Genomic DNA, 10,987 nt, shown 5'->3' on the forward strand with positions numbered 1-10,987 from the left:
GAATCCAAATGAAAACAGTAAAAACGACCTTAATGACGCTCACCGCTGTCGCAGTTGTTGGCTGGATTGGCTATCGCTTTTATCAAGCCTATCAACCTGAGCCTGTCACACTGCAAGGTCAGATTGAGTCTCAGCAGTACAGCATCTCCTCTAAAGTGCCGGGGCGCATTGACCAAGTTTTGGTGCGCAAGGGCGATCAAGTGGAAAAAGGCCAACTGATCTTCACTCTACTCAGCCCTGAAATTGATGCCAAGTTGGAACAAGCGATCGCCGGCCAGAAAGCCGCGGGGGCACTGGCTCAAGAAGCAGAAAATGGTGCGCGTGAACAGCAGATTCAGGCCGCCAAAGATCAATGGTTAACAGCGAAAGCAGCGGCAGACTTGGCTGAAAAGACGTATTTGCGCGTTAATAACCTTTACAACGATGGTGTGGTGTCCGAACAAAAACGGGACGAAGCGCAAACCCAATGGCAAGCAGCGAAATATACCGAAAGTGCTGCACTACAGATGTATGAACTAGCTAGAGAAGGTGCGCGGGAAGAAACTAAACAAGCCGCTTTCGAAAAAGCCCGCATGGCTGCTGGTGCCGTGGCAGAAGTCGAAGCCTACGCAGCGGATACCAAAATTCAGAGCTGGTTTGATGGTGAAGTATCACAAGTGTTGATGCACAGTGGTGAGCTGGCTCCGCAAGGTTTCCCTGTCGTCACCGTTGTCGATACGCAAGACACTTGGGCAGTATTTAACGTGCGTGAAGATCTGCTCAAGCATTTTACCCAAGGTGTTCAGTTTACGGCTTACTTGCCGGCTCTGGATAAATCCATCGAGTTTAAAGTCACTCACGTCGCCGTGATGGGTGATTTCGCCACTTGGCGCTCAACCGACGCCACTCAAGGGTTTGACCTGCGCACGTTTGAAGTGGAAGCGCGTCCAGTCACGCCAACCGAAGGCCTGCGCATGGGCATGAGCGTTGTGGTTAAGTTATAAGTTGTGGTTGAACTTAAAATGAAACACGCCATCCCTCGCCAATGGACGTTACTGCGTCACGATAAATGGTTACTTTCCTGTTTAACATGGGTGCCCATTCTACTCGCCGTCTCCATTTGGTGGATTTTTTCCCAAGGTATAGCGCGCGATCTGCCGTTTGGTGTGGTGGATTTCTCCCACAGCCAGCTTTCACGCCAGCTTATTCGTGAGGTCGATGCGACATCGACACTGCTTGTCAGTCAGCATTTTTCGAGCGTCGATGAAGCCAGCCAAGCAATGCGCAGTAATCAGATCTATGGCTTTATGGTGATCCCAGCACAATTCGATAAAGCGATTTATCGTCAAGAGCAGCCGCAAGTAACGACCTTTTACAACAGCCAAATGATTTTGGTCGGTAAGCTCGTTAACTCAGCGGTGGTGCAAGCACAAGGCACATTTAATGCTCAAGTGGATGTGATGAAAAATCTCGCCACCAAAACGCATACTACCCTTGCGGCCATGGGGCGCTCGGTGCCCGTACGCACACAAATAACGCCACTCTTTAACCAAAATACCAACTACGCGCAATTTTTAGTGTCGGCGATTGTCCCCGCATTGTGGCAAATCACCATTGTCGTTAGCACCATTTTGATTCTGGCAGCCAACTATCGTCATTACGGGTTAACATCTTGGTTCGCGCAGTCTCCCTTAACCCAGTTAACCCGAACCCTATTGCCCTATCTCCCCATTTTCATGCTGCAAGGGCTTGGTTTTTTGATCTGGTTTTATGATGTACTGCGCTGGCCTATGTTTGGTCACTTTTCCACTTTGCTGCTTGCTCAATCGATTACCGTGGTGGCATGCGTCATCATGGGGGCATTTTTCTACTTCCTCACGCTCGATCCCGCTCGCGCGATGAGCTTTGCTGGCGCTTTCACTGCGCCCAGTTTTGCCTTTATGGGGATCACCTTTCCGGCTAGTGATATGAATACGCTCGCTCAAGCGTGGCGCAATTTGTTGCCGATTAGTCACTACATTGAAGTGCAAGTGAACCAAGTGAGCTATGGGCTTGATGCCTTAAGTTCTTTACAACCTATGGTCAATATGTGGGGCTATCTCCTGCCGCTTGGTTTGGCGCTACTTCTGATCCGCAAGCATTTAGCGCGTGAAATGGGAGCAGCCGTATGACCCTATTTGAGCTATTTAAAGCAGAATTAAAAGCACTCTTCACTAACCCTGTTGTCGTGCTGACCGTCTTTGGTGGTGTGGTATTTTATTCTTTTCTCTATCCGCTGCCTTACGCCAAACAAATCCCCCGTGAACAAACCGTTTCTGTGGTCAATCTCGATCACAGTCAGGCCAGTTTTCAACTGGAGCGGATGGTAGATGCCACGCCGCAAGTCAAAATTGTTCAGCGTGATCACACCATTGCCGATGCCAAACAAGCTTTCTTAGACAAGAAAGTGGCTGGGATACTGGTTATCCCTGAGCATTTCTACAAAGACTTATTGTTAGGGAAAAGCCCAACGCTCGCTTATGCGGGCGATGCTTCCTATTTTCTGGTTTACGGTACGATAGTTGAAGGTTTAGCCCAAGCGGGCGGTACACTCGCAGCACAAACCAAAGTCAGTCGTTTGGTCATCGAAGGTGAACCGATGGCGTTTGCCGCGCAGCATTTCTCGCCAACCAGTGCCAACCTGAAACCCACTTTTAACCCACGTATGGGCTATGTCGATTACGTCGTACCCGCCGTTTTTGTATTGATCCTGCAGCAAACGCTGATCATGGCGGCTGGATTGATGGTTGGGACACAAAAGCAAGGTCACGGCTATTGGAGCCGAGTCGCTCCTGCAAAACTGTTGTTAGTGCGTAGTTTTGTGCTGGTTGCGGTCTACTACTTGCTCAGTCTTTATTATTTCGGTGCCAGTTTTGATTTGCACGGCGTGAATACTTTAGCAAAGCCAAGTGATCTTATTAGTTTGCTCCTGCCGTTTTTATTAGCCTGTAATTTTGTCGGTATTGCGTTGGGAGCAGTGACTCCGAGACGCGAACTGGTCACTTTGGTGGTGTTAATTAGCTCGATGCCACTGATTTTTACCGCTGGATTTATTTGGCCGTTGGAAATGATCCCTGCGCCTTTAGTCTGGCTTGCGCAGTGCTTCCCAAGCACGCCAGCAATCCAAGGCTTTCTGGGTTTAAACCAAATGGCGGCCAGTTGGTCAACCATAGCACCAAAATGGACACTCCTTTGGGCACAGGCTTTGGTATGGGGCGGTTTGGCGTTTTATCTTTTACGCCGAGATCTCCAGCGTACCGCTAAACACCCACAATAATGTCTACTCTTGCCACTGTTGACGCATGCGTTCGACAGTGGCTTCATCCACCCCATGCACGTTTTGATAACGTTCTCGGCACACCAGAATCGTCAGCTTAGCTCGATATTGTCGGGCAAGTTTTCGGTATGCCGCCATCTCCCAATGCCGAACAAAAGTATTCGATACCACCACGTCTTTGCCTTGTTGCAGCCAGTATTCCGTCTGTTGTTGACACCATTCATGGGCTTGCGCCAAGTGTTCGGGGTGAAAATGGTAATCACCTTGTGGATTGACAAAATACATGTCTGCTTCCAGATGCACAGCAGCCAAGGTCTTCGCCAAGGTTGATTTCCCCGAACCGGGCAAACCACGAATAAGGGTTAAATGAGGTCGCATACTTGATTCACAGTAGTCAATTGTGCCGAGAGATACTAACTTAGATTGAGGTTCGTTGCATTTTGCTATCGACAATAATTTTCGGTTGAGTTATAAGTCTGGATGTTTAGACGTCCAAATCAACGCTTAGGGAGAAAGCTGTGCCGATTAGAATCCCCGACCAATTACCGGCGAGTGATGTGCTACGTAACGAAAACATCTTCGTTATGTCCGAATCGCGTGCTTCGACGCAGGAAATACGACCACTCAAGGTGCTATTGTTAAACTTAATGCCTAAAAAAATTGAGACGGAAACTCAGTTTTTACGCCTCTTGTCCAACTCCCCTTTGCAGGTCGATATCGAGCTGCTGCGCATTGATGACAGGCCAAGCAAAAATACTCCAGAAGAGCATCTCAACACTTTTTATCGCCAATTTGAGCTGGTCAAAAATCGCAACTTCGATGGGTTAATCATCACGGGCGCGCCACTGGGCTTAGTGCAATTTGAGGATGTCGCCTATTGGCAGCATCTACAAAACATCATGGCTTGGGCTAAAGCGCATGTCACCTCCACTCTTTACATCTGTTGGGCGGCGCAAGCTGGGCTGAAGCTGCTGTACAATTTGCCCAAACGTACGCGTGAAGAGAAATTATCCGGTGTCTATTATCACGACATCCATAAGCCGTTTCACCCTTTGCTGCGTGGATTTGATGATCGCTTCCTTGCCCCCCACTCTCGCTACGCAGATTTTGATGCGGAATTTTTGGCTGAGCATACTGATCTCGACATTCTAGCAACGTCAGATGTCGCGGGCGTTTACCTCGCCGCGACCAAAGATAAGCGTAATGTGTTTGTGACTGGCCACCCTGAGTACGATGCTTACACCCTACATGGTGAATATGTGCGTGATCTGGGCGAAGGGCTTAATCCTGCGATCCCCGTCAATTACTACCCCAATGACAACCCAGATAATAAGCCTTGTGCCAGCTGGCGTAGCCATGGACACCTGCTATTTTCTAACTGGCTTAACTACTGTGTTTACCAACAAACACCGTACGATTTGGAAAAATTCAGCGAAGCCAATTTTACCAAAGACGAATAATCCTTTCGGCCGCCGCGTGCGGCCTTTTATCCCTTTACTCGCCTTTCCGCCTTTAACTTCTGCCTGATATCCCATCCACTTGGCGTTGCAGCTTCAAGCCAGAAGGGGGATAGATAAATAGATTTGCTAACTGACTCGCAGACTTAACCCTCACCGCTCGGCCTCTCAATTGAATTGCCTATCATTGGTGCGTTAACGGGAGGGATGTATGAAAAATGTGTTTGGTTTAGGGCTCATCATCGCCTTAGCAGGCTGCGTCACCGTCACTGAAACGGCGGGTAATACAGCGCAAAGTGACCCAACTGAGATGGCAGAGGCGCGCATTGCCCTCGGTTTAGGCTATTTAGAAAATGGCAGCATGATCAAAGCACGGGAAAATTTAGAAAAAGCACTACAGCATGCACCGGATTATTACCGCTCACAACTTTCAATGGCGCACTATTATGAGGCTGTTGGAGAGAATGATTCTGCGCGGAAAATGTACCGCACGGCATTAAGCAAGCACCCGAAAAACGGTAATGTGCTGAATAACTTCGGTACCTTTTTGTGTAAGCAAGGCGAATATGACACGGCCGATCAATACTTTCGCCGTGCGGTCGAGCAACCTTATTACTACTTAATTTCAGCCAGTTACGAGAACGCCGGATTGTGTGCTCTCAAAGCAGGGAAAACGGACAACGCTCGTGAATATTTCAAACGTGCTATCGATCACGATCCAAATCGTCTTCTGTCCATTTTACAGCTGACTAAAATGGAGATCGAAGCCGGCGACTACACACCCGCTCGCTTACGTTTAATGGACTTGAATCAGCGTTATGGCTATCAAAAAGCCTCACTCAAACTACTGATTGAATTAGAAAAACGCGCTGGAAATTCAGCGTTAGAGCAAAAATATCAAACCCTATTAAATTCACTCTCTTAAGCTTTATTTGATATTGGTCGGACGACCACCGCCCTGACGATCTCGATAATGAGTGCGCCGCAATCGGCGCACTTTTTGTGCGCGCTGAATTTTTAAGTATTCGCGATAAATAATGCGAATAAAGAAAACCAACCCAATCAAGAGCAATAACGCAAAAATACTCATAAAAGGAACACACAGCCAATGAGGCTGGCAGGGTGCGTAGAGTGGAACGTCTTCAATTCTCATCTTGCCCCTCCTGGGTTTTTATTTAGGAGCGATTGGCTTTTTACTTTTCATGTTCAGTATACCCAAACGACTTGGAGTTGCAGGTAGGCGGCAAGTAAGTGAATCCCCATGAGCATAGGCAAACTATGTGATTGGGGTGAACGAACGTAGCCAACACCGCTGCAACTTTAAGTAGGAAGGGTATAACTTGTTTAAAGCTTAACATTTTGCCTGCCACCACAGCTTGCGCTGCTCAGCATTTTGAAAACTCCAAGCGACAAAGCGACTTATCTTTTGGCCCTGTGCCATCTCTACCACTTGTATCGACTGAGCGCCGAGTTTTTCCAGCTGTTTTTTCATGCCACGAACGTTATCACCTTTAGAAATCAGCGTGGTAAACCAGAGTACTTGCTGCGCAAACTGCTGGCTTTCTACCGCCATTTTACCAATGAAAGCCGCTTCTCCGCCTGGACACCATAGTTCAGCTTTTTGACCACCAAAATTTAACCTTGAGTGGCTTAACGTTGGCGTTGCTAAGCGGCCTTTCTTGCGTTGATTTGCCTGTAAGTTGGTCAACTTTCGCTGGGTTCCTTGCTGAGCGTCAGCTAAGGATGCATGAAAAGGAGGATTGCAAGTCGTCAGCGTATAACGCTCTCCCGCTCTAATAATGCCGTTAAAAATATGTTGGCTGTTCTTTTGCAGGCGGCATTCGATATGGCCTTGCAGCTTCGAGTTGCTTTGAACAATCAAACTCGCTTGTTGTATTGAGACAGGATCGACATCACTGCCAACCCATGACCAGCCATATTCCGTTACTCCCAGAATCGGATAGATACAATTCGCGCCTACTCCAATATCCAGTGCTCTGACTTGATTCGTGCTTAATTTGGGATTGTCTTTAAGCAGCAGATCGGCCACGCGATGAATGTAATCCGCACGACCCGGAATGGGCGGGCATAAAAAGCCCTCTGGGATATCCCAATAGGTGACACCGTAATGCAGAGCCAAAAGCGCTTTATTGAGTAACTTTACCGCGATCGGATCGGCAAAATTAATCGTCCATTGCCCTTTAGGATTTTTCATCACATGGGATTGCAACTCTGGCACGACCTTAATCAGTGCCGGAAAATCATACTGCCCACGGTGACGATTGTGTGGATGTAACCCAGATTTAACGGCAGCGACTTCCTCACCTTGTACTTTGTGGGTTGGCGGCTGCTTAGTTTGCTGCTTTTTCACAACTGGCTTATTGGCTTTCGGTTTTCGATTTGTTTTTTGCCCATGTTTTGGCTTAAGTGGAGTGTTCATGCTTTGCCTGCCTTAAGCTCTAGCACCATCATGTATAACCGTGCATCCAGTTCAAGCTGGTGATAATTCGGTTCCATATGGCAACAGAGCTGATAAAACGCTTTGTTGTGTTCTTTCTCTTTTAAATGCGCCAGTTCATGCACCACTAACATGCGCAGTAGCGGTTCAGGAGCTTGTTTAAACACATTGGCAATTCGGATTTCGTTTTTCGCTTTAAGCTTATTCCCATGCACCCGAGAAACGTAGCTGTGTAACCCCAGCGCATTATTAATGAGATGAATTTTTCCGTCATACACCACTTTACTGAGCGGAGCCGTTTTCTTCATATATTGGTTTTTTAAAGCCATGGTGAAGTCAAACAGCGCTTTTTCACTCTGGATATCGTGCCGATCAGGATAACGCTGCTCAAACCAAGGTATCAGCTTGTCGTTTGCGATCAGTTGAGCAACTTGTTCAACAATGTGTTGGGGATATCCCTGAATGTACTTCAGTGCAGGGTGCATACTCATTTCGCGTGCTCAGTTCGGGTGACAAAAAAGGTCGGCAAGTTTACTCAATTTCCACTCAAGAATCACCTACACCAATAAGTATGAGCGCTTCAAGTCGGAGGGGGATATTTGCATCTCCAGCCGACTCTCGTTACACTTTGCGCCCTTTTGATTCATGAGAGATTCCAATGAAACGCGTGGTTTTGTACATAAAAGATAAATGCCCACACTGCAAAGACGCCCAGCGTTATCTGGACTCAAAAGGCATTAAGTACCGCTTATGCAACGCAAAAATGGAACGCGGCCGCAAAGAGCTCGATGCTCTCGGCGCTCGCAGTGTACCAGTACTAAAAATTGGTGATCGTTTGATGATCGGCTGGAACCACACCAATTTTGAACGTATTTACAGCAGTAAAGATTAATAGCAGTAAAGATGAATGCTCTTCTTGGCGCTAAACGTACTTTTTCACAAACTCGATGAAAGCACGATCAGCATTGGAAAGATAACCTTCTTTACGCCAAGCCAATGCAAGATCAAGCCACACCGGCGGTTCAAACGGAATCGCCTTCACTTCCGGTTCATTGCTGGTCACCAACTCCAACAGCGCGGTAATCGCATATTCATGTTTCACTATGCTTAAAATCATAGGTAACAAATTGGTTTCAAAAGAAAAATCCGCAGTAAACTTATGTTCTCGGCACACTTTATCGATAAAGTCTCGGTGAAAATAGCCGGGTTTAAACATCACCAGTTCATGTTCAAAAAACTCGGCAAAAGTAAGATGACGACGTTCAGCTAACTCATGATTTTTGCCAACCACAGCAACCATTTGCGAAGAGAGCAACGGATCTGCTGCCAAATCGTCTGGCAAATCGTGATTCAAAATTACCCCAATATCCAACTCGCCTGAGAGCAGCATTTTGCGGATCGATTGAGTACCCGCTTCGATCACCGTCATTTTCAGATTCGGAAAGTGGCTTTTAAACGCCATGATGATTTGCGGGAAAAAGTAAGAGCCCATCATGCTTGGCGCGCCAAGGCGTACCTCGCCTTTCACAACGCCTTTGAGCTCATCAACCGCCAATTGAGCATCATTGACTTGTTGCAAAATGCGCTTGGCATGTTCAAGCAACACTTCACCTTCATGGGTCAACGCAACTTTTCTTTCATCTCTTTTGAATAAGGTAACACCGAGCTGCTGCTCAAATTTCTTAATCGAAATACTCAGTGCAGGCTGCGCAATATGCAGTTGCTGCGCGGCTAAGGTAAAACTTTCCCATTCTGCCACGGTCACAAAGTGACGCAGTTGTCGAACTTCCATCATATATCCTGTATATCGCAACCATATTTTTAATATATTTCATTAATCGAAATGCCACTGCTATCGTGATCACATCACCGCCTCTTTGCATCTTGGATCCGCTGTATGATTGAACTGCATTCTCCTCAATATTTAAAAGTGACCTTTGCCCTCGCCTTCGGCTCATTTTTAGTTTTCTGCAATCTTTATCTTTTCCAACCCATGCTGCCTTATTTGGCGAATCACTTTGCGGTTTCGGAAACCCAAATTAACTGGTTGTTTGCAGCTTCCACCTTAGCTTTATCACTTTGCCTCGTGCCTTGGGCGGTCACTTCGGAAGCCGTTGGGCGACGCTTAGTGATGCTGACCGGCTTATTTGCTATGCCTGTGATTGGCTTAACCATGCTTTATGCTGAGCAATTTTGGTTTTTGGTACTCACCCGGGCTTTAATGGGCGTGGCTTTAGCGGCCTTTGCTTCGGTTGCGGTGGCCTATATGGTGGAAGAGCTTTCTCCGCAAGCGTTTGGTAAAGCAATTGGCGGATACATTGCGGCAAACTCATTGGGCGGTATTACCGGCCGCATTGCTGGAGGGTTACTCACCGATGCCCTTGGCTGGCAACATGCGGTCGTTGCGATGGCTATTTTTACTCTGCTCGGCGCACTTTTGGTCGCGTATTTGCTGCCCATTCAACAGCATTTTAAACCGCAGCGTGGGCTGTTTTTCCATCACAATCGTGCGTTGGTCAAACATCTGCAGAACCGTACACTCTGGCTAGCTATGTTGATTGGCGGAGTTAACTTCGCGCTGTTTGTTAACCTCTATTCCGTCATGGGATTTCGTTTAGTCGCCGAACCCTATTCACTGCCCATCGGCATCGCTTCACTGATTTTCGTCTGTTATTTAGCTGGAACACTGAGCTCAAAGCTCACCGCCAACTGGAACCGTCGTTTCTCCGCGATTCCCGGCATGATGCTTGGCGCACTCATCAGTATGGCGGGCATGTTAATTGCGCTCATTGAAGCGATACCCGCCATGCTGGTCGGTTTGATTTTGATTAGCTTCGGCGCCTTTTTCACCCACACTTTGGCTTACGCTTGGGTCAGTCAAAAAGCCACACAAGCCAAAGCCACCGCGACTGCACTTTACTTGGTTCACTACTACATCGGCGGTAGTTTAGGTGGTTTTTACCTGCTGTACTGTTGGCAACACGGTGGTTGGGAAATAGTCACCCTCGGCGGGTTGGGGCTTTACTTCATCTTGTTTATCCTTGGTTGGCGCCTAAGCCGACAAAATAAACAAACGCCACAGGGCAGTCAGGCTTTGGTCAGCCCTTCGGCCTAAGTTATGCTATGCTCAGCGCCAAGTGATAAATGTAAACGAAAAATCTGAGCTCAACATGTCAACGGAAACTATTATTCAAGAAGTCGATCACTGGCTTAATCAGGTCGTGATCGGCTTAAACTTATGCCCATTTGCCGCAAAACCACAGCGTAATCAGCAAATTAAAATCTATGTCAGTGAAGCCAGTGATGAAGAAGCACTGCTGCAAGATATTTACGATCAGTTGCTTGAACTTGATACGAAAGAGCCGCAAGAGCTTGAAACAACACTCGTCGTTGTACCAAACCTGCTGCACGATTTTGTTGATTACAATTTTTACATCGACTGGGTGGAAGCGTTAATTCGCCAGCAAGACTGGGAAGGTGTGTTTCAAGTCGCAACGTTCCATCCTGATTACTGCTTTGCAGGCACAGATCCAGAGGATGATGAGAACCTCACCAACCGCTCACCCTACCCAATCTTTCACCTGATCCGCGAAGAGAGCATGGAAAAAGTGCTAAAACACTACCCAAATCCAGAAGCTATCCCAGAGACCAATATCGCAAGAGTCAGCGGCCTTTCTGCACAAGAAAGAAAACAGCTTTTCCCTTATCTGTTTCGCTAAACCGATGACGGAGTCTTCACTCATTCTGCGAGCGGATACTGGCGAATAATATTGTTCT

13 protein-coding genes are annotated in these 10,987 nt (G+C 47.4%); 8 read left to right on the forward strand and 5 right to left on the reverse strand.

Annotation, left to right across the window (positions count from 1 at the left end):
• Positions 1-8 precede the first annotated feature (8 nt).
• The 3 genes from R4537_RS12490 to R4537_RS12500 are packed head-to-tail and all read left to right on the forward strand — an operon-like array spanning position 9 to position 3,295.
• Positions 9-983 (forward strand): HlyD family secretion protein, encoded by a 975-nt coding sequence (locus R4537_RS12490; protein ID WP_071178262.1) that lies wholly within the window; start codon positions 9-11, stop codon positions 981-983.
• Positions 984-1,001: 18 nt separating this feature from the next.
• Positions 1,002-2,150 (forward strand): ABC transporter permease, encoded by a 1,149-nt coding sequence (locus tag R4537_RS12495; RefSeq protein WP_071178263.1) that lies wholly within the window; start codon positions 1,002-1,004, stop codon positions 2,148-2,150.
• Entirely contained in the window at positions 2,147-3,295 is a 1,149-nt protein-coding gene (locus tag R4537_RS12500) for an ABC transporter permease (RefSeq protein WP_071178264.1), read from the forward strand. The genes R4537_RS12495 and R4537_RS12500 overlap by 4 nt, the downstream gene beginning before the upstream one ends.
• 3 nt (positions 3,296-3,298) lie before the next feature.
• On the opposite strand, the gene R4537_RS12505 is transcribed toward R4537_RS12500, so the two are convergent.
• Entirely contained in the window at positions 3,299-3,673 is a 375-nt protein-coding gene (locus tag R4537_RS12505; protein ID WP_071178265.1) for an ATP-binding protein, read from the reverse strand.
• Between the two features lie 140 nt (positions 3,674-3,813).
• Here R4537_RS12505 and metA point away from each other — a divergent pair, with 140 nt between their 5' ends.
• Entirely contained in the window at positions 3,814-4,755 is a 942-nt protein-coding gene (gene metA, locus R4537_RS12510) for a homoserine O-acetyltransferase MetA (protein ID WP_032475906.1), read from the forward strand.
• Positions 4,756-4,963: 208 nt separating this feature from the next.
• Positions 4,964-5,677, forward strand: coding sequence for a type IV pilus biogenesis/stability protein PilW (gene pilW, locus R4537_RS12515; protein ID WP_071178266.1), 714 nt, complete (start codon positions 4,964-4,966; stop codon positions 5,675-5,677).
• A 3-nt stretch (positions 5,678-5,680) separates the two neighbouring features.
• Here the strand turns inward: pilW and R4537_RS12520 are convergent, their stop codons facing one another.
• From R4537_RS12520 to R4537_RS12530, 3 genes are all read right to left on the reverse strand, one after another.
• Complete coding sequence (locus R4537_RS12520; RefSeq protein ID WP_001217307.1) at positions 5,681-5,905, reverse strand: hypothetical protein; 225 nt, start codon at positions 5,903-5,905, stop codon at positions 5,681-5,683.
• A 198-nt stretch (positions 5,906-6,103) separates the two neighbouring features.
• Positions 6,104-7,192, reverse strand: a complete 1,089-nt coding sequence (rlmF, locus tag R4537_RS12525) for a 23S rRNA (adenine(1618)-N(6))-methyltransferase RlmF (protein WP_071178267.1) — start codon at positions 7,190-7,192, stop codon at positions 6,104-6,106.
• A complete protein-coding gene (locus R4537_RS12530) occupies positions 7,189-7,695 on the reverse strand; it encodes a M48 metallopeptidase family protein (protein ID WP_001935138.1) in 507 nt (168 codons plus the stop codon). Before R4537_RS12530 ends, rlmF begins: the two co-directional genes overlap by 4 nt.
• Positions 7,696-7,868: 173 nt before the next feature.
• Between R4537_RS12530 and R4537_RS12535 the strand changes: the two genes are divergently transcribed.
• A complete protein-coding gene (locus tag R4537_RS12535; protein ID WP_000832721.1) occupies positions 7,869-8,102 on the forward strand; it encodes a glutaredoxin family protein in 234 nt (77 codons plus the stop codon).
• A gap of 30 nt (positions 8,103-8,132) precedes the next feature.
• Here the strand turns inward: R4537_RS12535 and R4537_RS12540 are convergent, their stop codons facing one another.
• A complete protein-coding gene (locus tag R4537_RS12540) occupies positions 8,133-9,002 on the reverse strand; it encodes a LysR family transcriptional regulator (RefSeq protein WP_071178268.1) in 870 nt (289 codons plus the stop codon).
• Positions 9,003-9,107: 105 nt separating this feature from the next.
• Here R4537_RS12540 and R4537_RS12545 point away from each other — a divergent pair, with 105 nt between their 5' ends.
• On the forward strand, positions 9,108-10,325 hold the full coding sequence (locus R4537_RS12545; protein ID WP_071178269.1) for an MFS transporter: 1,218 nt from the start codon (positions 9,108-9,110) through the stop codon (positions 10,323-10,325).
• Between the two features lie 55 nt (positions 10,326-10,380).
• Positions 10,381-10,929 (forward strand): DUF1415 domain-containing protein, encoded by a 549-nt coding sequence (locus tag R4537_RS12550; protein WP_029627548.1) that lies wholly within the window; start codon positions 10,381-10,383, stop codon positions 10,927-10,929.
• Positions 10,930-10,987 lie beyond the last annotated feature (58 nt).

This window comes from Vibrio paracholerae, assembly GCF_037672085.1.
Classification (GTDB): domain Bacteria; phylum Pseudomonadota; class Gammaproteobacteria; order Enterobacterales; family Vibrionaceae; genus Vibrio; species Vibrio cholerae.

Coding starts and splice junctions, on each gene's coding strand:
- R4537_RS12490 (WP_071178262.1), top strand. CDS start 9: ATGAAAACAGTAAAAACGACCTTAATGACGCTCACCGCTGTCGCAGTT.
- R4537_RS12495 (WP_071178263.1), top strand. CDS start 1,002: ATGAAACACGCCATCCCTCGCCAATGGACGTTACTGCGTCACGATAAA.
- R4537_RS12500 (WP_071178264.1), top strand. CDS start 2,147: ATGACCCTATTTGAGCTATTTAAAGCAGAATTAAAAGCACTCTTCACT.
- R4537_RS12505 (WP_071178265.1), bottom strand. CDS start 3,673: ATGCGACCTCATTTAACCCTTATTCGTGGTTTGCCCGGTTCGGGGAAA.
- pilW (WP_071178266.1), top strand. CDS start 4,964: ATGAAAAATGTGTTTGGTTTAGGGCTCATCATCGCCTTAGCAGGCTGC.
- R4537_RS12520 (WP_001217307.1), bottom strand. CDS start 5,905: ATGAGAATTGAAGACGTTCCACTCTACGCACCCTGCCAGCCTCATTGG.
- rlmF (WP_071178267.1), bottom strand. CDS start 7,192: ATGAACACTCCACTTAAGCCAAAACATGGGCAAAAAACAAATCGAAAA.
- R4537_RS12530 (WP_001935138.1), bottom strand. CDS start 7,695: ATGCACCCTGCACTGAAGTACATTCAGGGATATCCCCAACACATTGTT.
- R4537_RS12535 (WP_000832721.1), top strand. CDS start 7,869: ATGAAACGCGTGGTTTTGTACATAAAAGATAAATGCCCACACTGCAAA.
- R4537_RS12540 (WP_071178268.1), bottom strand. CDS start 9,002: ATGGAAGTTCGACAACTGCGTCACTTTGTGACCGTGGCAGAATGGGAA.
- R4537_RS12545 (WP_071178269.1), top strand. CDS start 9,108: ATGATTGAACTGCATTCTCCTCAATATTTAAAAGTGACCTTTGCCCTC.
- R4537_RS12550 (WP_029627548.1), top strand. CDS start 10,381: ATGTCAACGGAAACTATTATTCAAGAAGTCGATCACTGGCTTAATCAG.